The organism is Nocardioides sediminis, assembly GCF_003047295.1.
Classification (GTDB): Bacteria; Actinomycetota; Actinomycetes; order Propionibacteriales; family Nocardioidaceae; genus Nocardioides; species Nocardioides sediminis.
This window is the reverse complement of the sequence record NZ_PZYZ01000006.1, coordinates 109500-128634: the sequence shown is the minus strand read 5'-3', so window position 1 is coordinate 128634 and position 19135 is coordinate 109500. Positions and strand designations below refer to the sequence as shown.

The window sequence follows — 19135 nt, the reverse complement described above, 5'->3', positions numbered from 1 at the left end:
CCGTCCGAGGCGGCGGACGAGGATGCTTGGTACGTGGCGCTCGCCGTCTGCCTGCTCTTCGACGCCCGCTCGGACCTCCGGGTGCGGGAGCTGTGGGCGCGCGTGGAGGACGCGGGGGTCCCCACGCTGGCCACCCACACGCACCGTCGCCACCACCCGCACCTGTCGTACGCCGTGCTCCGCGAGTGGGACCTCGAGCGGGTGCAGGAGGCGCTCTGTGCGCTCCCGGCCGCCGAGCCGTTCACGATGTCCTTCCACGGCACGCTGGCCTTCCCGCGCGGCCGGGCCGCGCTCGCGCCCGCGATCACCCCCGACGTGGGACGCCGCCAGCTCGCCACCGTCGCGGCCCTGGAGGCGACGGGCGCGGACCTGCACCGCCACTACCAGGCAGGCCACTGGGTGCCGCACGTCTCCGTGGCCACCCGGGCGCCGGGCCCGCGGCTGGCCCCGGTCGTGAAGATGGTCTCCGACGTCCTGCCGATGACCGTCCGGGTCGACCGGGCCGCCATCGTCGACAGCACCACCGGTCAGACCTGGCCCCTGCCGCACGTCCTCTGAGCGCTGGACGACGAACTCATCCGGACCGGGTGAGTTCCCCGCGGCAGTTCTCGGACACCGTGAGCGGGAACGTCGAGAGGAGCACCATGAGCCGTCCGACCGCAGCGTCCGACGACGTCGCACGCCCTCGGGTCAGCGCCCGCGGTGGGAACCTGGTGGCCGCCGTGTCGTTCGTGATCGGTGGGTCGCTCTTCGCCGTGGGCGCCGTCCTCGCCCAGCTCGACGTCACCAGCCTGGTCGCGGTCAACGTGACCTACCTGGTCGGGGGCTTCTTCTTCAGCCTCGGTGGGTACGTCTCGATCCTGCTCGCTCGCCCGCTCCGTCTCGAGTGGCGAAGCGCGGTCATCCTGTTCGTCGGGACCCTGCTGTTCGCGGTCAGCCTCGTGGCGGCGTTCGCCGCGGGCCTCACACCGCGACAGTCCAACGGGTGGATCTGGCTCCCCGACATCTCCGGCTGCATCTGCTTCCTCGTCTCGGGGCACCTCGCCATGGTCGCCGTGGGAGGGGGGCGCGTCAGGGTCCGGCCCGACGTCGTGGGGTGGTGGGTGGTGGCCGTCAACCAGCTCGGGTCGGTCCTGTTCTTCCTCGCCGGTCTCGCCGCGTTCACCCGCCCGACCACCTCCCAGGCGGTCGACGCCGGCCTCGTCAACTGGGGGACCTTCACCGGGGCGGTCTGCTTCGCGGCAGGCGGACTGATCCAGGCCTTCGACACGCCCGCTACTACTCCCGAGAACGGTGGACCCAGCACATGACGACACCACGTGAAGCAGAGGCCCTCTTCGGCAACCGGTTCCTCACCGAGCGAGTCCCGTCGACGTCGTTCCCCGAGCACGGGATGCGTCCGACGGACGCCCTGCGCCTCGTCGCCGAGGACCTCAACCTCGAGGGCGACCCGCAGCGCAACCTGGCGACGTTCGTCACCACGTGGATGGAGCCCGAGGCGCAACGGATCATCGCCGAGAACCTGCACCGCAACTTCATCGACCACGCGGAGTACCCCATCTCCGCCGAGATCGAGCAGCGCTGCGTGCGCATGCTGGCCGACCTCTTCCACGCACCGGGCGAGACGACGGGCTGCCGGACCCAGGGCTCGTCGGAGGCCATCATGCTCGGCGCACTGTCCCTGAAGTGGAAGTGGAGGCAACGCCGGGAGGGCGAGAACAGGTCGACGGACAGGCCGAACCTGGTGTTCGGCGGGGACGTCCATGTGGTGTGGGAGAAGTTCTGCCGCTACTTCGACGTCGAGCCACGCATCGTCCCGCTGGCGCGGGACAAGTACACGATCGGGCCGGCGGACGTCGAGCCGCACCTCGACGAGAACACGATCGGGGTCGCCGCCGTCCTCGGCACCACGTTCACCGGGCACATGGACGACATCACCGGGATCAACCAGCTGCTCCTCGACGTCAAGAGCCGTCGCGGCCTGGACATCCCGTTGCACGTGGACGGCGCCAGCGGCGCGTTCGTCTGGCCCTTCCTGCACCCCGACTCGGAGTGGGACTTCAGGCTGGAGCAGGTCCGGTCGATCAACGTCTCGGGACACAAGTACGGCCTGGTCTACCCAGGGATCGGGTGGCTGGTCTTCCGGGAGGCGTCCGACCTCGCCCAGGACCTGGTCTTCTACGAGAACTACCTGGGCAAGACCGACGCCACGTTCACGCTCAACTTCTCCACGGGCGCGGCGATGGTCCTCGCGCAGTACTACAACTTCGTGCGCCTCGGGCGCGACGGCTACACCTACGTGATGAGGCAGATGCAGCAGAACGCCCACGCCCTGGCCGCCAACCTGCGCGAGACCGGCCGGTTCGAGGTCATCGGCGAGGGCCTCGAGCAGCTGCCGCTGGTGGCCTTCCGGCTGTCGGGTGACATGCCGTACGACGAGTCCGACATCGCGTGGCAGCTGGCGGCCGAGCGCGGGTGGATGGTGCCGGCGTACACGCTCCCGCCCGACGCGCAGGACGTGAAGATCATGCGGGCGCTGGTGAAGGAGACCATGAGCCGGGAGCAGGTCGAGCGGCTCACCCAGGACATCGCGGACGCCTGCACCACCCTCGACGGTAAGGGCGGGACGGCTCCGGCCGAGCGCCTGCAGACCAAGGTCGGCACCGGGTACTGACCACCTCGGGCCGCGAGCAGCACCGACCCGGCGATGCCCGAGGAGGGACCGTCCGATGACCGACGAGAGCGGACCCCCCGAGCGCGCGTCGTACGCCGACGAGCAGGCCGTCCCTCCGGAGTCGGGGGCACCACCGGCGCTGGACGTGGTGGCGACCCTTCGTTCGAAGCCCTACCTGACGGCACTGCTGCTCGCGGCGGTCCTGGGGATCCCCATCTCGGCGGTGGCCTACGGGTTCCTGGCGCTCGTCACCGAGGTCCAGCAGCTCCTGTTCGTCGACCTCCCGGGCGACGTGTTCGACGCGGGACCGCCCGCGTGGTGGCCGATCCCCTGGCTGGTCCTGTCCGGGCTGCTGACCGGCCTGACCATCCGGTACCTGCCCGGCAACGGCGGCCACTCGCCCGCGCTCGGGTTCCACGCAGGCGGGGGCGCGCCGAGCGGCCGGGAGCTCCCCGGGGTCGTCCTCGCGGCCCTGACGACGCTGAGCCTCGGCGCCGTCCTGGGGCCCGAGGCACCGCTCATCGCCATCGGTGGCGGCCTCGCGGCGCTGACGGTGCACCTGGCCCGCAAGGACGCGCCGCCGATGGCCCTGACGATCATGGCGTCGGCCGGCAGCTTCGCGGCGATCAGCACCCTGCTCGGCTCCCCGGTGCTGGCCGCCTTCCTCATCATGGAGGCTGCCGGCATCGGGGGTGCCACGCTCAGCCTGGTGGCACTGCCGGGACTGCTGGCATCCGGCATCGGCGCCCTGGTGTTCGTCGGCCTGGACAGCTGGACCGGCCTCGGGAGCTTCTCCCTGGCCCTGACCTCGGTCCCGCCGGCCGAGAGTCCGACCCTGGCCACGATGGCGTGGGCCGTGCCGGTCGGCGTGGGCGCCGCCCTGCTCGGGTGGCTGATCCGCTGGGCGAGCCTGGCCCTGCGGCCTCTGGTGCACCGCAGCCGGGTGCTGGTGACCTCGGCACTCGGCCTGCTGGTCGGATCGTCCGCGACGGCCTACCAGCTGGCCACCGACAACTCCTTCACGCAGGTCCTCTTCTCCGGCCAGGACGACCTGCCCGAGCTGGTGGCCAACGCCGCGAGCTACTCGACCAGCACCCTGCTCCTGCTCGCCCTCGGCAAGACCGTGGCCTACGGGCTGTCACTGAGCGCGTTCCGGGGTGGACCGGTGTTCCCGGCGATGTTCATCGGTGCGGTGCTGGGGATCGCCGCCTCGGGGTTGCCCGGCATGGACCTGGCGCCGGCGATCGGCATGGGGATCGGGGCCATGTGCGCGGCCATGCTGCGCCTGCCGCTCACCTCGACGCTCCTGGCGACCCTGCTCCTCGGCGCCGACGGCGTCTCGGTGACCCCCCAGGTCGTGGTGGCCGTGGCCGTGGCCTTCCTGGTCACCCACGTGCTCCCCGAGGGGGGTCACACGCGGTCGTCGAGCTGACGGACGCGGACCGCCCGGGGCGGGGCGGCCACCAGCTCGAAGACCGGGGCGTACACCCCCGAGTCCACCGCCTGCTCGACGGCGGCCGCCTGCGCGTCCGCCGAGTCCCAGTCGGCGATCTCGACGAGGACGTCCGGGCTGTCGAGCGCCTCGTGGAGGACGCTCCCCCGGAAGCCGGGGATGTTCGGCCCCAGCCTCTCCATGATGCTCTCGAGGCGACCGGCCAGCTCCGCCCGCGTGCCCGGCTTGGCCTGGAACTCGATGATGACTCTGATCGCCACGACGGGACCTCCGGATCAGCGGTGACGAGACGCTGCCGAGCCAGCCGTGCTCGCAGGCTAGCCCCGAACCCGGTCGGCCACCTCACCCCGTCCGGGCGGATCGGGACCAGGGCCACGGCTATCGGCTGAGGGCCGTCTCGACGTCGATCATGCCGAGCTTGGCGGGGTTGCGGACGGCGTAGATCCTGCTGATCCGCCCGTGGTCCACGACGAACGCGATGGCGGTGTCGTGGCCGTCCTCCAGCCCCACGATCCTGGCGCCCGGGGCGCCGTTGAGCAGCACCGGCACGATCCTGGCGCCGGCCCCGAACTTCGGGAACGCGCGGAGCAGGTTGGCCACCTTCTTGGCGCCGGTGACGGGGTGGACGATCGCCTGGGCGATCCCGCCGCCGTCCGCGACGAGAATGACGTCCGGGGCGAGCGCGTCCAGCAGGCCCTGGAGGTCGCCGCCGGCCACCGCGGCGAGGAACCGCTCGACGACCTCCTCCTGCTCGCCGCGGCTGACCTGCACCCGGGGTCGCCGGGCGGCGACGTGCTCCCGGGCCCGGTGCCCGATCTGGCGTACGGCGCCGGCGGACTTGTCGACCGCCTGGGCGATCTCGGCGTACGGCACGTCGAAGACCTCACGCAGCACGAAGACCGCGCGCTCGGTCGGGGTGAGGGTCTCGAGGACGGTGAGCATCGCGAACGAGACGCTCTCCGCCAGCTCGACGTCCTCCGCGACGTCCGGTGCCGTCAGCAGCGGCTCGGGCAGCCACTCGCCGACGTACTCCTCGCGCCGCCGCGCGTTGGCCCGCAGCCGGTCCAGCGCCTTGCGCGTCACCATCCGGACCAGGAACGCGCGGGGGTCCCTGACCTCGGACCGGGCCGTCGGGCCGATGGCGTCCCAACGGATCCACGTCTCCTGCACGACGTCCTCGGCCTCGGCAGCCGAGCCGAGCATCTCGTAGGCGACGGTGAAGAGCAGGCCGCGGTGGGTGACGAACGGGTCCTCGTCCACGGTCAGGACCCTACGGCGGCGCGTGGGGCCATGGGCTCCAGGCCGCACGCCGCGGCGAAGCCGTCGGACTCGATGCCCAGGGCGACGTTGCCCCGGGTCGTGAAGTTGGCGAACGCGACCACCGCGGTCAGCTCGACCAGGGCGGCGTCGCCGAGCTGCGCGCGGAGCGAGGCGACCATCTCGTCGGTGACCGTCGGCTCGGTCTCGGTCATCGCCTCGGCGTAGCCGAGCACCTCACGTTCCAGCGGCGTGAACACGTCGGAGTCCCGCCAGCGTGGAATCTCGCGGGCCTTGGCCAGGTCGAGCTCCCGGTTGTGCGCCTCGAAGTAGTTGAAGTCCAGGCACCATGTGCAGCCGACCCTCGAGGCGACCGCCATGTGCGCGAAGGACTTGAGCTGCTCGTCGCAGGCGTCCCACTTCCTGACCTTGCCCCCCACGGAGGCCAGGTCCATCAGCACCTTCTGGTTGTGCCAGTAGACGCCGATCGAGGTGGGCACCCGGCCCAGGGTCATGCGGGCGAAGCGCTTGATCAGCACGCCCTTGAAGCCGGTGATCTCGGCGGCGGGGATGCGGGTGGTTCCGGTCATGTCGTCCTCCTGGGGTAGTCGGTACGACATCAAGACGCCGGCCGGGGTCCGGCTGTGACAAGAGCCTCTGGCCCGGCACGGGACGGAGCGCCAGAGTCGAGGAAGTTGCTGCCGGCTGCAACCCGAGTGGCCTCCCCGGGCGTAGACATGGTGAATGGAGGAGCCCTCATGGACGCCGAGGAGTTCGACGCCTTCTACACGACCTCGTTCAGCAGGATCGTCAACCAGGTCCACGCCCTGATCGGGGATCGCGACGAGGCGCAGGACTGCGTCCAGGAGGCGTTCGCGCGTGCCTGGTCACACCGGGGAAGGCTGGACGTCACCCGCCGTCCCGAGGCCTGGGTCCGGACGACCGCCTACCGCCTCGCGGTGAGTCGCTGGCGGCGCGCGGTGCGCTCGCGCCGCAACCCGGATCGGGCGCTGCAGCCACTCGGCGACCAGCCGCCTCCCGACGAGGCGAGGGTCGAGCTGATGCGGGCGCTGGACCGGCTGCCACCGGACCAGCGGCGGGCGCTCGTGCTGCACCACCTCTGCGACATCCCGGTGACCGAGGTCGCCGCCGTGGTCGGCGCGCCCGTCGGCACCGTCAAGGCCCGCCTCTCCAGGGGGCGGGCGACGCTGCAGTCCCTGCTGTCGGAGGAGGGTGCCGGACATGTCTGATCTGTTCGCCCCGTTGCGCGAGCCGGAGCCGGTGTCCCCTCCCCCGGCCGAGGAGGTACGACGTCGGGGCGACCGGCTGCGTCGTCGGCGCGCCGGTCGCGCCGTGCTGGGGGCCGGCGTCGCCGCGGCGCTCGTCGTGGCGGGCACTGCACTGGTGCTCGGGGACCGGGCGTCCGACTCGGCACCGCGCCCGGCCGAGACGCCGGCTCCCGAGTCGGTGATCCCGCCGGAGCTCGACCTGGCCGACGGGCTCCGGCGCACGAGCGCGGACATGAGCGGGTCAGTGGAGGCGCTGCTGGTCTGCGGCGAGGATCCGTCGCTGGAGCGGCTCGCGGTCGCGACCGACAAGGCGGGTGACGTCAGTCAAGGTGACTTCAACGTCCGCGACCTGTACGTCTACCCGGACACGGACACCGCGGCCGCCGTGACTCGGGGGCTCGTCGGCCGGTTCGAGAGCTGCCCGCGCTTCACCGACGACGCGGGGCGTGACTGGACCACCGAGGTCCGGCCGACGGACCACGGGGACCGGGGCTGGGTCGTGACACGGTTCGTGGAGACGGTCGGCCCCAACGTGAGCCCCGCCGAAGGCATCCAGGTCGCCCGCGTCGGGGAGGCCCTGCTGGTCCTCCGACAGCGTGAGATCCACGGCGTGACCCCCGACTCCCTCCCCCGAGGGACGAGCATGCAGGTCGGGTGGCTCATGCACCGCCAGCTGTGCCTGATGACCGACGAGGGCTGCGCCTGGCGGTCCGACCCCGACGTCCTGCGGCCCGACGGGTGGGGACCGCTACGACTGGGCATGTCCCGGGAGGAGCTCGAGGGAACAGGCCTCGCTGACGTCGACGACGACGGGGAGTGCACCTTCGTCGACCTCGGAGCGGGCCAGGGTCTGCTCTCCGCATCCGGTGGCCTGGTGAGCATCACCGTCCCGGCGGGGGTCACGACTCCCGACGGCATCGGCCTGGGGTCCAGCCATCAGGACGTCATCAGGCTGTACTACCACGGCGCGCGGGTCGGGGACGTGCTGCAGGTCCGCGCCTCCCCCACGGCCGACTACCGGCTCGCGCTCGAGGGAGGCCGCGTCACCGGGCTGACGTTGTCCGCCGTGGACGACGAGTGCACCGACTGAGCTGCCGGCGGTAGGGCTCGACCTCAGGCGGAGCGGGGCGCCGTGCGGGTGTGGAGCCGCACGTGGGTGCCGGACCGGTCGTGGCCGACGTCCACGGCGGCGCAGAGCTGCCGGGCGAGCCACAGCCCGTAGCCGTGGTCCGACGGCTGGGCCGGCGGGAGGAGGCCCGCGACCGGGTCGAGGGGTGCGCGTCCGCCGTCGTGCACGTGGCAGACCCACGTCGCCCCCTCGTCGTACACGTGGAGCAGCGCGAACGAGTCGCCATGCAGGAGGGCGTTGGTCAGCACCTCGGTGACCGCCAGCGCGAGGTCGGCGACCACGTCGGGCGCGAGCCCGGCATCGGCGCCGCGGGCGCGCACCAGACGACGCGCCTCGGCGACGTCGACCGGGGACGAGCAGTCGATGGTGGTGGCACGCTCGGGCGGGTGCCTCACGGCGGCCAGGCCGGCGAGCACGTCGAACGGGTCGTCGTAGCGCGCGTTGGGGGACCGGTCGCCGTCAGCGCGCACGGCCGCGTGGGTGCGGCGGCCGATGTCGAGCAGGTGCGGCGGCAGGGAACCCGCGTCGTAGGGGCAGAGCAGGTCCACGTCGGCGGACGCGAAGACGACGTTGACGGCCGCCTCGAGGCGGCGGTAGTCGACCACCTCGGCGGGGACCCGCCCGGCGAGCGTCTGCTCCGCGACCACGCACGACCGGACGCCCGGCGCCGCGGCCGCGAAGTCGAGCAGGACGCGGTAGACATTCCACTGCGGCGCGTAGGCGACGGTGTCCTCGACGAAGGTCACCTCGTCGGCGTCCCCGCCGAGCGCCGAGCGCAGCTGGTCGACCCGCCGCGGGGGCGCCATGACGAGGCCGCGGTGCCCGCGCCCGAGCCCGTCACGGAGGAAGTCGCCGGCCTCGGCGGCGTACTGCTCGGCGCCGTCGTAGAACAGGGTGCTGTGCGTGGCCGTCGTCATGCCCACCGCCTCGGGCGCTCGTGGCCCGGCCCGGCCATGGTCAGGACCGGCCGCACGACGTCCAGCCACCCGCTGTCGGGCAGGCCGACGGACCCCGTGCTCATCTGGTCACTCTAGATCCGCGACGGCTCGACGGCCACCGTTCCCATCCGGGGTCAGCGCTACTCGCACGCGACGCCGTCGCGGTCCCCGTCCAGGTGCTCGCCGTACCCCGCGTCGCCCCCGGGAGCGTCCGGGCGGTGAGCGCTGGGCGACGGACGTGGGTGGACAGCATCCGACTCGGTCGCGGCAGGGACGTCGGACGCGCTCACCAGCTGGTTGCCGCACTGACCGATCACGACCAGCATGAGGGCGCCGACAGCCACGGCTTCACCTCCACGACCCACCTCCGCCGTCCGCGTGGACCCGCAGGATGCCTGCACCCGATCCGCACCACACATCGAACGCGCGACGTGGCCAACAGCTCGTGGCCGCCCCGACCACCAGACCACCAGCAGTGAGGATGACGTCGTGCCGTACGTCGACCTGGCGGGCAGCGCCACCTACTACGAGCAGCACGGCAGCGGCGAGCCGGTGCTGCTGCTCCACGGCGGCTACTGCTCGATCGAGACGTGGAGGCCGCAGGTCGAGGCGCTGGCGATGCACTACCGCGTCCACGCGCCGGAGCGGCCCGGGCAGGGCAGGACGGCCGACGTCCCGGGCCCGTTCACGTTCCAGGCGATGGTCGACCACACGGTGGCCTACCTCGACGCGACGGGGATCCACGACGCGCATGTCGTGGGCTTCAGCGACGGCGCGATCACCGGCCTGCTCCTCGCCCTGCAGCACCCGTCCCGCCTCCGCTCGCTGGTCTCCATCAGCGCCAACCTCGACCCCTCGGTGCTGGACCTCGACGACTCCTCCGCGCAGGAGGACGCAGCGCCGGACGACGAGGACCTGGCCTACGCCCGGCTCTCTCCGGACGGACCGGCCCACGGGCGGGTCGTGCGGCAGAAGCTCACCGACCTGTGGGCGATGGAGCCGCGGATCGACCCGGCCGCGCTGGCTCGGGTCGGCACCCCGACCCTGGTGCTGGCCGGGGACCGCGACTCCATCCCGACCCCTCACACCGTCGACATCGCACGCGCCCTCCCCCACGCGCAGCTCTGCATCGTGCCCGGCGCGGGACACATGGTGATCCGCGAGAAGCCGACCCAGGTCAACCGCGCGATCCTGGACTTCCTCGACGGGCTGTGACCGCCGACCCGCCTCGGCCCAACGGCGGGTGCCTTGACAGACGGGGGCGATCTGCTGGAGTGGTCCTGTGCGGACGATCGGCAACATCCTGTGGCTCGTGCTGGCCGGTGTGTGGCTCGCCATCGGCTACGTCCTGGCCGGCCTGCTCGCCTTCGTCCTGATCGTCACGATCCCCTTCGGCATCGCGTCCTTCCGGCTGGCGAACTACGTCCTGTGGCCCTTCGGTCGTACGACGACGTGGCGGCGCGACGCGGGCATCTGGTCGGTGATCGGCAACGTCGTGTGGATCATCTTCTTCGGGTGGGAGCTGGCCCTCCTGCACCTGGTCACCGGCGCGCTGCTGATGGTCACGATCATCGGCATCCCGTTCGGCGTCGCCTGTTGGAAGATGATCCCGCTGTCGCTCGTGCCCCTCGGGCGCGAGATCGTGCCGGTCTCGAGCGTGGGCAGGGACCCGTACGGCGTGCCGGTCTGAGCCGGCTAGTGCCGGGCGGCCGCGAGCCGCTCGCCGAGCGCGGCCGCCCCCTCGCCCTCGAGCTGCGGCAGCACGACCGTCCGGCCGGTGAGCAGGAGGAGCAGCGCCAGCACGGGCCCGCGCACCTCCGGCCCCTCCCCCACGGACCAGTCGGTGTCGGTCGCGGCGAGCCGGAGCCCATCGGACGGCAGGGCCGTGAAGACCTTCGCCTTGCGGGTGCCGCGGTCGGCCCAGACCCGGGAGGCAGCGGTCGCGGCGACCTCGGGCGGGACCTCGAGCGGGTGGCCCGTCGGGACGGCGATGTCCTGCCCGTGGACGACGATGTCGATGAGCGTCTCGTGGGGCGTGAGCCCGACGTTGTGCCGGCGCGAGCCCACCGTGCCGCGGATCTCCGCGACGATCCTGTCGGTCGGGAGGCTCGCACGGTCGCGGGCGGTCGCGTTGATGACGTGGTTGACGCTGCCCGGGTGCCGCAGGGCGCCGCGGAGGGCCGAGCCGAGCGTCAGCTGCTGGAGGGTCAGGTGGGCGGCCACGTCGCGGACCGTCCAGCCGGCGCACAACGAGGGCCGCTCCCACTCTCGTGGCGTCAGCGCCTCGAGCACGTCGACCGTGCGCAGCCGCTGGACGTCGATCGCGGCCCACAACTCGTCGTCGTTCATGACCGCTCCTTGCCGTCCGGTCGGTACACCACGTCCGGGGGTGACGTGCGGGTGCGCTTCAGCTCGAAGAACTCAGGGCTCCCGACCACCAGCCGCATCCCGTCGAAGAGCCGGAGCGCCGCGTTGCCGAGGGGTACGGCGTTGAGGATCGGGCCGAAGAAGGCGACCCCGTCGAGGTGGACGATCGGGGTGCCGACGTCGTACCCGACCGGGCGGACGGCCTCCTCGGTCCGGCGGCGCAGCTCCTCGTCGTGGTCGTCGCCCTCCGCCGCCTCCACCAGGTCGGTCGACAGTCCGGCCGCGACGAGTGCGTCGAGCGAGGCGACTCGGTACTCCCGCGGCTCCGGGTGGCGCCAGCGGTCGAAGATGCTGCTCCCGAACGCCTCGTGCCAGGCACGGAGGGCGTCGGAGCCGTGCTGCACCGCCACCGCTGTCGCCACCCGCGAGGGCCCGATCACCGAGGCGTAGCGCCCGTCGAGCACGCCGCCCTCGTTGAGGAGGTGCAGGCTCATCGGGTGGTGGCGCACGTCCACCTCCCGGTGCCGGGCGACCTCGCGCAGCCAGCACGCGACGATCCAGGTGTAGGGGCAGACCGGGTCGACGAAGAGGTCGACCGTGGCCGCGCCGGCGCCCGCCGCGACCCGGTTCCGGGCGCGGGCGGCCTCGGTGCGCTGGTTCGAGCCCGGCGGCGGTGCCGTGCCCCTGACCGTCCTCCAGTACGACGTGGTCGCGCGCTCCCACAGCGCCAGGTCGGATCCCCGGCCGCTCATGTCCGTGTCGTGGGTGTCCATGTCGTCCAGCCTCGCGACGCGGGGCGGCGCCCGCATCGTGCGAACCACTCATCGCGGTACTCATCGGCTGCTCAACGGCCCCGGCTCCGCGTCACCCAGGCCGCGACCTGGGCCCGGTTGGCGAGGCCGAGCTTGCGCAGGACGTGCTGGACGTGGTTCTCCGCGGTGCGCTCGGAGATGACCAGCCTCGCCGCGATCTCCCGGTTGCTCAGCCCGTCCGCGACCAGGCCGGCGATCTCGCGCTCGCGGGGGCTCAGCGGGTCGCCGGCGCCGGCCAGGCGCTCGAGCCGCTCCACCCACGGCGGCATCCCCAGCGTGCGGGCGAGCGCCACCGTCTCCGCGGCGAGGGTGCTCGCGGCGGCCGGGTCGCCCGACCGGTCCAGGGCCTCGGCGAGCAGGCAGTCGGCCTCCACCCGGAGGCCGGGCGCCCCGATCTCGCGGCACAGGGCGCTCGCCCGGCCCAGGTCCGCGCGGGCCGCCTCCCAGTCCCCGAGGGCGCTCGCGCAGGCACCGAGCGCCAGCTCGACCGGTCCGAAGAAGCTCGACGCGCCGGCGCCGCCGACGACGTACCGGCCTCGGTAGGGCTCGAGCCGGTCGCGCAGCCAGCGGACGTCGTCCGTGGCGCCGACGGCGGCGGCGACCCGGGCGCTGAGGGCGGGCACCAGCAGCCGGGCCATCGGAGGCACCTCCCACTGCTGTGGCGCGCCGCAGCGCTGGTAGAGCGCGGCCGCCTCGTCGACCCGGCCGCTGTCGACGAGCACGAACGCCCGGGCGAGGACGGCGAAGAGGGCCCAGCGCACGTCGGGGCCGAAGTCCCACGCCTCGGGCTCGAGGAGGACGTCGGAGGGCCCGCGGTAGTGGCCCAGCCACAACCCCATCGACACAGCAGCGCCGTGTGCCGCCGGATGGCCGATCCCCTCGAAGTGCGTCACCGCCTCCTCGGCCAGGCGTTCGGCCGCGTCGTACTCGGCCCGCGCCGCCGCCAGCGACGCCCGCGCCAGCAGCAGGTGCCACTCCGCGTAGGGCCCGCCGACCCGACCGACGCAGCTCGCGAGCCGGCTGGTCTCGGCCGCGACCCCCGCGACGTCACCGCCGAACCACAGGGCGTCGATGCGCCACAGGCGCCCCCACATCTCGACCTCCGCGCGCCCGGTGGACTCGCCGAGGTCGATCATCCGGTCGGCCAGCCGACCCAGCTCCTCGACGTCGTCGGGACCGCTCGTCGCCAGCTGCCGGGCGGTGAGCGCCTCGACGAGCAGGTCGACCTGCCCGAGCGCCTCGGCGCGGCGTACGCAGTCCGCGCTCGCGGCGAGCGCCTCGGCCCAGCGTCCGCAGTAGGCCGCCGCCTGGGTCCGGCGCGCGAGCAGCCGCACCCGGGTCTCCTGCGAGAGTCCCGGGACGGCGAGCGCCTCGGTGCACCACTGGTGGAGGTCGCCGTCCCAGGTGGCCTCGCCCACCGGCCACAGGGTCGTCGCGGCCTCTGCGAGCAGGTCGGTCGCGGACGTACGCCGCGCGGCCGCGATCCCCGCCCGCGCTGCGGCCCGGGCGGTGGCGAGGTCGCCGCCGCGCAGGGCCGCGGAGGCGAGGCGGACCTGGAGGCGGGCCCGCTCCTCCGGGTCCACGGTCGCCGCGACGGCGGCCGCCAGGTGGCGTGCGACCTCGCCGTGGTCGGCGTCGGGGTCGGACCCCAGCGCCGCGGCGATCCGCCGGTGGAGGTCGGCCCGCCCCGACACCGTGATCCGCTCCTCGACCGCCCGGTGGGCGCGCTCGTCGGCGAACCAGGCCTCGCCGGTGCCGGGGGCGACCACCACGAGGCCGGCCCGGACCGCACGGTCCACCGCGGCGAGACCCTCGCGCTGGTCCGTCCCGAGGAGGTCCGCGACGACCTCCGCGACGACGTCGAGGCGGAACCGGGGGCCGCAGGCCGCGGCCACGTCGAGCAGCCGGTCCATGACCGGGTCGTCCGCGCCCGCGGTGGTCATGTCCGGAGTGTGACGCCCCGGTGCCTCCGGGGCAATGGACGGCGCGTGGGCGCTACTCCACCCGGATGCCGACGCCCTCCGCCAGTAGCGGAGCGACCGTCATGAGCTGCTCGGGGCTGATCGTCGCCCCCTGGAGGCCCGTGACCCCGTCGATCGACTCGAGCGTCGCGCCGCGCAGGTCGACGTCGACCAGCCGGGCGTGCTGGACGTTGAGGCGCGCCACCCGGCAGCCCTCCACGCGGATCCGCCGGGCGGAGGCGCTGACGAGGTCGAGCTCCTCGATGAGGCAGTCGGTGAACGCGACGTCGAGCAGCTCGGCCCCCCGCAGGTTGACGAAGCTGAGCTTGCAGCCGACGAAGTGCACCCCGCGCCACTGGGACTCGTAGGCCTCCAGGGACCCGAGCCGGCCGGTGACCCGGACGTCGCGCCACTGGCCGCGGGCGGCCCGGACGACCGGGAGGTTGACCCGGTCGAGCTCGACCTCGACCAGACGGGCGCCCTTGAGGTCGGTCTCGTGCGCGGAGACGTTGTCGAACCGGGACGAGGACACGAGCGCCCCCGGCAGGTCGAGGCTGCCGAGCGACAGGTCGGCGTACTGGACCGACTCGAGGTCGGCGTCGCGCTCCAGCCGGTCGGGGTCGCCCTCGGCGAGGGCGCCGAAGGCGATCGGGTCGATCCGGGGTGCCTGCGTGGTGGTGCGTGACCGCGGCACGGGCACCTCCTCAGGTCGTCAGCCGATGACCTCGATCTCCGCCCAGAGGTCCTCGCCGACCGTAGCGCGGATCCAGTCGAGCACCTCCTGGCGGTCGGTGCGGTAGCCGAAGTCGGCGCCGCCGCAGTAGGGGTTCTGGCCGAAGGAGGTGATGGCGACGACCAGGTTGCTCTCGAAGCCGCCCTGGAACACGGGGCCGCCCGAGTCGCCCGAGCAGGTGCCGCCGCGGCCGGACCCGTTGCCGTTGGTCTGGAGGTTGTAGCCGTCGGTGATGTGGCTGCGCAGGTTGGTCAGCCGCGACTCGGCCATCAGCCGCTCCCGGTAGGAGACGGACGAGACGGCGTTGCTGTCGGACAGGCCGTAGCCGCTGACCGTGAAGGTCAGGTCCTGCTGGCCGCGACGGGTGGAGAGGGCGTCGAGCGTGCCGGCCGCGGCGAGGGCGCCGTACTCCTCCAGCCGGATCGGCTCCTCCAGGATGACGAGGCCGGCGTCGCCGCTGTCCGGGAGGGCCGCGGATCGGCTCCATCCGAGGTTGTGGAGCTCGCCCGAGGAGGTGGCGCAGACGTCTTCCGTCCCCTCGGCGCAGTACTCCGGGTAGCCCGACACCGGGTCGAGGTCGAGCGCGGGGTCGTAGTTGGCGCCCGCGTCCTGCTGGAAGTAGACCCGGGCGGACGCCGCGCCGGTCTCCTCGGACGTGCAGTGCCCCGCGGTGAGGAACACGGTGGAGGACAGCAGGGTGCCGGAGCAGCGCTGGAGGTAGGCGCCGTCCTCGTCGTAGAGGGCGACCAGGCCGACGTAGGGGTGCTCGAAGTCCTCGACGAAGTCGCCGGTGATCGCCGCCGCCGGGGGTGCGGTCACGGTCGCGGCCATCATCAGGCCCGCCATCAGGACCAGGATCTTGCGCATGGTGCTCCTCCTCCAGCCGGGGCGCCCAGCGCGTTCCGGCTCGTCAGACGTCTCGGGTGGACCCCCCAGCCCGCGCCGAATGCTACGGCGGAACACGCACCCTCGTGGGTGGTTCGGCGGGTTGTGTCCGGCGCCACGGGCGGTCGTGCGGCGCCACCGCCTACGGTGACCCGGTGCACCGAGCCACGACGCGACCGACCGCCGGCGGGTCCCGCGCCCGGACCGTCATGGGCCTGGGTGCCCTCGCCCTGGTCGTGCGACCGGCGTACATCGCGACGGAGTACGTCGCGGCCGCCGCGACGACGGGCGGCTACAGCTTCGTCGCGGACTCGGTGAGCAGGCTCGGCGAGGTCGGCTGCTCGGCGGCGTACTGCTCCCCGCGGCACGAGGTGATGAACGGGTCCTTCGTGGGCTTCGGGCTGCTGCTCGCCGGGGGTGCGCTGCTGCTCGCGCGGCCGCTGGGGACGTGGGCGACGGGCCTGCTCGTGGTGTCCGGGCTGAGCTCGGTGGCCACCGGCCTCGCGCCCCTGGACCAGGACGCCGCGCTGCACGCCGCCGCGGCGACGCCGCTGTTCGTCGCCCAGCCGCTCGCGCTGCTCGTGCTCTCGGCCCGGGTCCGGGAGGACCGGCCCCGGCTGGCCCGGGTCCTGCGAGCCACCGGCGTCGTCACGGCCGCGGCGGCCGTCGGCTTCGTGCTCTCCGGGGAGGACGGGGTCGCGGCGGGCGCACTCGAGCGGCTGGCGCTGTGGCCCGTGCTGTTCGGCGTGGCCGCGGTCGCGTGGCCGCACCGGCCCCGTCCGGCTACTCGTGCGGGGGCAGCGTGACGACCTGTCCGGCGTAGGACAGGCCCGCCCCGAAGGCGATGAGCAGCGCGGTGTCCCCGGCCTTGGCCTCGCCGGACCGCAGCATCGCGTCCATCGCCAGCGGCACGGACGCGGCCGAGGTGTTGCCCGAGTCGACGACGTCGGTCGCGACGGCCACGGACTCGGGCAGCTTGATGTTGCGGCACAGCGTCTGGGTGATGCGCAGGTTGGCCTGGTGGGGGATGAAGGCGTCGAGGTCCTCCACCGAGATCCCCGCGCCCTTGAGCGCCTCGTGCGCCACCTCCGCCATCGCGAACGGCGCCCAGCGGAAGACCGCCGTGCCCTCCATCTGCACGACCGGGTGGTCGGCACCCGAGCCGTGCCCGCCGAGGCAGCTCGGGGTCTGCGTGATGACGTTGGCCTGCGACCCGTCCGACCCCCAGGCCGTGGGTCCGATGCCGGCCGCCTCCGCCGGTCCCACCACGACGGCGCCGGCGCCGTCGGCGAAGATGAACGCCGTGCCCCGGTCGGTCGGGTCCATGAACCGGCTCAGCTGCTCGACCCCGATGACCAGCACGTGGCTCTCCGCGCCGGAGCGGACCAGCGAGGACGCCAGGTTGAGCGCGTGGCAGAAGCCCGCACACCCGGCCGAGACGTCGAACGCCGCCGTGGTCACGCCCAACCTCGTCGCGACCTGCGGCGCCGAGGCGGGGGTGTGCTCCGGGTGCGTCGAGGTGGCCACGATGACGCAGCCGAGCTGGTCGGCGCTCACGCCCGCCGCGGCGAGGGCGCGCTCGGCCGCGGCGGTCGCCATGTCGATGAGGCTCTCGTCGGGACCGGCGAAGCGCCGGGTCCGGATGCCCGAGCGGGTCTGGATCCACTCGTCGGAGGAGTCGAGCACCTCGCAGATCTCGTCGTTGGTGACGACCCGCTCGGGGCGGTGGACGCCGAGGCCCAGCATCGCCGCGTGGGTGAGCTCGTTGGTCTGCTGGATGGTCATCGTTCGAGCATAGGCCGGTCGCCGTACCTCAGCCCATCGGCGCAGCCGGGCCTCCGGGCTCCCGCGGCGCGAGGACGACGACGGCGGTCTCGGTCGGCCTGCGGGCGGCGTACTCCTCGAGGTTCTCGTCGATCTCGGCCCACCGCGACCAGAGCCGTGCCCGCTCCTCGCCCTGCGCCGCGTGGGCGCGGACCTCGCGCCGACCCTCGCGGGTCTCGACGACGGCGTCCGGGTGCGCTTGCAGGTTGAGCCACCAGGCCGGCTCGGCGGGCGCCCAGCCGTTCATCGCCATCGTGACCAGGTTCGGACCGTCCTCGTAGTAGCCGACGACGACCTGCCTCGGCTCGCCGCTGCGCCGGCCCGTCGTGGTGAGCCTGAGGGTCCCCCACTTGCCGGGCTTGGGCCGCCAGAGCCCGAACCGGCCGCCGGTCAGGCGCAGCAGCGCCCGGTGGCCGTGCCAGAAGCCCACGACGAACCACCGGGGCGGGAGCCTCGCCTTCCGCCGCTGCGCGCTCGGAGCCGTCATGCCCCCAGCGTGGATGTCCGCGACGGCCGCCGACAGGGCCAGAGGTCACGGGCTGTCGTCTCCCCCTTGACCGACGGCACCATCCTGATTGACTGCCCCTGTGAGCCTCGTGACCTGGCAGGACCTGTGCATCGATGCGGTCGACGTCGAGACCCAGTCGCAATTCTGGTCCTCGGTCAGCGGCCTGGAGCTCGCGGACGTCGAGTCCCCCGCCCGCCTGCACGGGCCGACGCCCCGGCACACGCTGTGGGTCAACCCCGTCGACCGCCCGCACCGCGTCAAGAACCGCGTCCACCTCGACGTCTACTGCTCCTCCGTGGAGGCCCTGGTCGCCCTCGGCGCCACCGTGCTCGCCCCCTCGTCGGAGACCGGCCGCGGGTGGACGGTGATGGCCGACCCGGAGGGCAACGAGTTCTGCGCGTTCGTACGCCGCCCCGGCGAGCTGCCCGACTACCGCCTCCACGGGATCGGCATCGACTGCCGGGACCCCGAGGCGCAGGCCCGCTGGTGGGGCGAGGCCTTCGGTGCCGAGCCGGCGTACCAGCCCGAGCACGACGTCTGGACGCTCACCGGCGTCGCGGTGGACGACCGGATGACGCTCGACTTCGCGCCGGTCCCCGAGCCGCGCACCGAGCCCAACCGGGTGCACTGGGACGTCAAGGGCTTGGTCCCCGAGCTCCTCGCACGCGGCGCGACGCACCTGTGGGACCAGCCGCACTGGACGGTGCTGGCCGACCCGGAGGGCAACGAGTTCTGCGTGTTCCCGCCGACCGCCTCGTGAGCGTCTTCCTCGCCTGGACCACCGAGCCGCCGGAGGACCTCGACGGGCCGTGGCACGAGGCGCGCGCGATCGCGCCGGGGCTGCTCCTCCTCGAGAGCGACGAGACCCTCTCGGTCGTCTTCCACGCGCTGAAGTGGTCGCTGCCCGACGACGCCGCGCTGATCGTCAGTCCGGTCGAGCACACCCCGAAGTCCCGAGGCATGGCGGCCGGCACCACCGCGTGGCTGCGCGAGCGGACCTGTCGCGATCACCGCTGAAGCGGGGACCTCGACGGTTGCTGGCCGAAGTATCGGCCTGCATGCGCCAGATTCCCCGCTGAAGCGGTGACTCCGACACCCGTGGCGACACGTGGCTCAGGCGCTGCCGTCGGAGGGGTTGGCCTCCGGGATGGGCGCGTCCGGCTGCTCGTCCGGCTGGACCGGGTCCATGCCGGGGTCGCCTGACGGCACGATCTGCGGGTCGGACTCGGGCTCGATCGGGGTGCTGGTCATCCTCCAGCCCTACCCCCGGTCCGGGGCGATGGCAATGCCCGCCCACCCCTGCGG

The 19135-nt window shown here is 73.3% G+C and carries 24 protein-coding genes; 11 read left to right on the top strand and 13 right to left on the bottom strand.

Annotated elements, in window-relative coordinates:
* Positions 1-33: 33 nt before the first annotated feature.
* The 4 genes from DAI17_RS14735 to DAI17_RS14720 all read left to right on the top strand — a co-directional run bounded on the left by DAI17_RS14735 (position 34) and on the right by DAI17_RS14720 (position 4106).
* A complete protein-coding gene (locus tag DAI17_RS14735; protein ID WP_107773964.1) occupies positions 34-558 on the top strand; it encodes a 2'-5' RNA ligase family protein in 525 nt (174 codons plus the stop codon).
* A gap of 86 nt (positions 559-644) precedes the next feature.
* Complete coding sequence (locus tag DAI17_RS14730) at positions 645-1310, top strand: hypothetical protein (protein WP_107773963.1); 666 nt, start codon at positions 645-647, stop codon at positions 1308-1310.
* The gene (locus tag DAI17_RS14725; RefSeq protein WP_107773962.1) at positions 1307-2674 is read left to right on the top strand and encodes a glutamate decarboxylase; all 1368 of its coding nucleotides are present in this window, start codon (positions 1307-1309) and stop codon (positions 2672-2674) included. Before DAI17_RS14730 ends, DAI17_RS14725 begins: the two co-directional genes overlap by 4 nt.
* Before the next feature lie 55 nt (positions 2675-2729).
* Positions 2730-4106 carry a chloride channel protein gene (locus DAI17_RS14720; RefSeq protein ID WP_107773961.1) on the top strand — a complete coding sequence of 459 codons (1377 nt, stop codon included), beginning with the start codon at positions 2730-2732 and terminating at the stop codon, positions 4104-4106.
* Here the strand turns inward: DAI17_RS14720 and DAI17_RS14715 are convergent.
* From DAI17_RS14715 to DAI17_RS14705, 3 genes are all read right to left on the bottom strand, one after another.
* Positions 4085-4387 carry an antibiotic biosynthesis monooxygenase gene (locus DAI17_RS14715; protein ID WP_107773960.1) on the bottom strand — a complete coding sequence of 101 codons (303 nt, stop codon included), beginning with the start codon at positions 4385-4387 and terminating at the stop codon, positions 4085-4087. The genes DAI17_RS14720 and DAI17_RS14715 overlap by 22 nt on opposite strands.
* A 118-nt stretch (positions 4388-4505) precedes the next feature.
* The gene (locus tag DAI17_RS14710; protein WP_107773959.1) at positions 4506-5387 is read right to left on the bottom strand and encodes an RNA polymerase sigma-70 factor; all 882 of its coding nucleotides are present in this window, start codon (positions 5385-5387) and stop codon (positions 4506-4508) included.
* 2 nt (positions 5388-5389) lie between these two features.
* Positions 5390-5974, bottom strand: coding sequence for a carboxymuconolactone decarboxylase family protein (locus DAI17_RS14705; protein ID WP_107773958.1), 585 nt, complete (start codon positions 5972-5974; stop codon positions 5390-5392).
* 168 nt (positions 5975-6142) lie between these two features.
* Here DAI17_RS14705 and DAI17_RS14700 point away from each other — a divergent pair, with 168 nt between their 5' ends.
* Together DAI17_RS14700 and DAI17_RS14695 are read left to right on the top strand one after the other, a co-directional pair.
* On the top strand, positions 6143-6634 hold the full coding sequence (locus DAI17_RS14700) for a SigE family RNA polymerase sigma factor (protein WP_107773957.1): 492 nt from the start codon (positions 6143-6145) through the stop codon (positions 6632-6634).
* Complete coding sequence (locus DAI17_RS14695) at positions 6627-7763, top strand: hypothetical protein (RefSeq protein WP_159081567.1); 1137 nt, start codon at positions 6627-6629, stop codon at positions 7761-7763. The genes DAI17_RS14700 and DAI17_RS14695 overlap by 8 nt, the downstream gene beginning before the upstream one ends.
* A gap of 23 nt (positions 7764-7786) precedes the next feature.
* Here DAI17_RS14695 and DAI17_RS14690 read toward each other — a convergent pair whose 3' ends face one another.
* Both DAI17_RS14690 and DAI17_RS14685 read right to left on the bottom strand, forming a co-directional pair.
* Positions 7787-8719 carry a sensor histidine kinase gene (locus tag DAI17_RS14690; protein WP_159081566.1) on the bottom strand — a complete coding sequence of 311 codons (933 nt, stop codon included), beginning with the start codon at positions 8717-8719 and terminating at the stop codon, positions 7787-7789.
* A gap of 161 nt (positions 8720-8880) precedes the next feature.
* Positions 8881-9084 carry an excalibur calcium-binding domain-containing protein gene (locus DAI17_RS14685; protein ID WP_159081565.1) on the bottom strand — a complete coding sequence of 68 codons (204 nt, stop codon included), beginning with the start codon at positions 9082-9084 and terminating at the stop codon, positions 8881-8883.
* Positions 9085-9229: 145 nt separating this feature from the next.
* On the opposite strand from DAI17_RS14685, the gene DAI17_RS14680 reads away from it, so the two are divergent.
* Positions 9230-9955: an alpha/beta fold hydrolase gene (locus DAI17_RS14680; protein ID WP_199905144.1), complete on the top strand. Its 726-nt coding sequence runs from the start codon at positions 9230-9232 to the stop codon at positions 9953-9955.
* A gap of 67 nt (positions 9956-10022) precedes the next feature.
* Positions 10023-10430, top strand: coding sequence for a YccF domain-containing protein (locus DAI17_RS14675; RefSeq protein WP_107773953.1), 408 nt, complete (start codon positions 10023-10025; stop codon positions 10428-10430).
* A gap of 5 nt (positions 10431-10435) precedes the next feature.
* Here the strand turns inward: DAI17_RS14675 and DAI17_RS14670 are convergent, their stop codons facing one another.
* The 5 genes from DAI17_RS14670 to DAI17_RS14650 form a co-directional block, all read right to left on the bottom strand.
* Complete coding sequence (locus DAI17_RS14670) at positions 10436-11089, bottom strand: maleylpyruvate isomerase family mycothiol-dependent enzyme (protein WP_107773952.1); 654 nt, start codon at positions 11087-11089, stop codon at positions 10436-10438.
* On the bottom strand, positions 11086-11880 hold the full coding sequence (locus DAI17_RS14665; protein WP_199905143.1) for a mycothiol-dependent nitroreductase Rv2466c family protein: 795 nt from the start codon (positions 11878-11880) through the stop codon (positions 11086-11088). The genes DAI17_RS14670 and DAI17_RS14665 overlap by 4 nt, the downstream gene beginning before the upstream one ends.
* Positions 11881-11951: 71 nt before the next feature.
* Complete coding sequence (locus tag DAI17_RS21570; RefSeq protein ID WP_107773951.1) at positions 11952-13862, bottom strand: helix-turn-helix domain-containing protein; 1911 nt, start codon at positions 13860-13862, stop codon at positions 11952-11954.
* Positions 13863-13914: 52 nt separating this feature from the next.
* Positions 13915-14574 (bottom strand): pentapeptide repeat-containing protein, encoded by a 660-nt coding sequence (locus tag DAI17_RS14655; RefSeq protein WP_159081564.1) that lies wholly within the window; start codon positions 14572-14574, stop codon positions 13915-13917.
* Between the two features lie 18 nt (positions 14575-14592).
* Positions 14593-15480, bottom strand: coding sequence for a trypsin-like serine protease (locus DAI17_RS14650; protein ID WP_107773949.1), 888 nt, complete (start codon positions 15478-15480; stop codon positions 14593-14595).
* A 173-nt stretch (positions 15481-15653) separates the two neighbouring features.
* On the opposite strand from DAI17_RS14650, the gene DAI17_RS14645 reads away from it, so the two are divergent.
* Positions 15654-16304, top strand: a complete 651-nt coding sequence (locus DAI17_RS14645) for a DUF998 domain-containing protein (RefSeq protein WP_107773948.1) — start codon at positions 15654-15656, stop codon at positions 16302-16304.
* Here DAI17_RS14645 and DAI17_RS14640 read toward each other — a convergent pair.
* Both DAI17_RS14640 and DAI17_RS14635 read right to left on the bottom strand, forming a co-directional pair.
* Positions 16282-17283: a beta-ketoacyl-ACP synthase III gene (locus DAI17_RS14640; RefSeq protein ID WP_107773947.1), complete on the bottom strand. Its 1002-nt coding sequence runs from the start codon at positions 17281-17283 to the stop codon at positions 16282-16284. The two genes, DAI17_RS14645 and DAI17_RS14640, sit on opposite strands and share 23 nt — an antisense overlap.
* Positions 17284-17311: 28 nt before the next feature.
* Positions 17312-17809 (bottom strand): nitroreductase/quinone reductase family protein, encoded by a 498-nt coding sequence (locus tag DAI17_RS14635; protein WP_107773946.1) that lies wholly within the window; start codon positions 17807-17809, stop codon positions 17312-17314.
* 100 nt (positions 17810-17909) lie between these two features.
* Between DAI17_RS14635 and DAI17_RS14630 the strand changes: the two genes are divergently transcribed.
* On the top strand, positions 17910-18590 hold the full coding sequence (locus tag DAI17_RS14630) for a VOC family protein (protein ID WP_107773945.1): 681 nt from the start codon (positions 17910-17912) through the stop codon (positions 18588-18590).
* Complete coding sequence (locus DAI17_RS14625) at positions 18587-18847, top strand: hypothetical protein (protein WP_107773944.1); 261 nt, start codon at positions 18587-18589, stop codon at positions 18845-18847. Before DAI17_RS14630 ends, DAI17_RS14625 begins: the two co-directional genes overlap by 4 nt.
* Positions 18848-18943: 96 nt before the next feature.
* On the opposite strand, the gene DAI17_RS21035 is transcribed toward DAI17_RS14625, so the two are convergent.
* Positions 18944-19081, bottom strand: coding sequence for a hypothetical protein (locus DAI17_RS21035; RefSeq protein ID WP_159081563.1), 138 nt, complete (start codon positions 19079-19081; stop codon positions 18944-18946).
* Between the last annotated feature and the right edge of the window lie 54 nt (positions 19082-19135).

Bases quoted from the DNA above. Each gene is read 5' to 3' on its own strand.
- DAI17_RS14730 (WP_107773963.1), top strand. From the start codon at position 645: ATGAGCCGTCCGACCGCAGCGTCCGACGACGTCGCACGCCCTCGGGTC.
- DAI17_RS14725 (WP_107773962.1), top strand. From the start codon at position 1,307: ATGACGACACCACGTGAAGCAGAGGCCCTCTTCGGCAACCGGTTCCTC.
- DAI17_RS14720 (WP_107773961.1), top strand. From the start codon at position 2,730: ATGACCGACGAGAGCGGACCCCCCGAGCGCGCGTCGTACGCCGACGAG.
- DAI17_RS14705 (WP_107773958.1), bottom strand. From the start codon at position 5,974: ATGACCGGAACCACCCGCATCCCCGCCGCCGAGATCACCGGCTTCAAG.
- DAI17_RS14700 (WP_107773957.1), top strand. From the start codon at position 6,143: ATGGACGCCGAGGAGTTCGACGCCTTCTACACGACCTCGTTCAGCAGG.
- DAI17_RS14695 (WP_159081567.1), top strand. From the start codon at position 6,627: ATGTCTGATCTGTTCGCCCCGTTGCGCGAGCCGGAGCCGGTGTCCCCT.
- DAI17_RS14690 (WP_159081566.1), bottom strand. From the start codon at position 8,719: ATGACGACGGCCACGCACAGCACCCTGTTCTACGACGGCGCCGAGCAG.
- DAI17_RS14670 (WP_107773952.1), bottom strand. From the start codon at position 11,089: ATGAACGACGACGAGTTGTGGGCCGCGATCGACGTCCAGCGGCTGCGC.
- DAI17_RS14665 (WP_199905143.1), bottom strand. From the start codon at position 11,880: ATGGACACCCACGACACGGACATGAGCGGCCGGGGATCCGACCTGGCG.
- DAI17_RS21570 (WP_107773951.1), bottom strand. From the start codon at position 13,862: ATGACCACCGCGGGCGCGGACGACCCGGTCATGGACCGGCTGCTCGAC.
- DAI17_RS14650 (WP_107773949.1), bottom strand. From the start codon at position 15,480: ATGCGCAAGATCCTGGTCCTGATGGCGGGCCTGATGATGGCCGCGACC.
- DAI17_RS14640 (WP_107773947.1), bottom strand. From the start codon at position 17,283: ATGACCATCCAGCAGACCAACGAGCTCACCCACGCGGCGATGCTGGGC.
- DAI17_RS14635 (WP_107773946.1), bottom strand. From the start codon at position 17,809: ATGACGGCTCCGAGCGCGCAGCGGCGGAAGGCGAGGCTCCCGCCCCGG.
- DAI17_RS21035 (WP_159081563.1), bottom strand. From the start codon at position 19,081: ATGACCAGCACCCCGATCGAGCCCGAGTCCGACCCGCAGATCGTGCCG.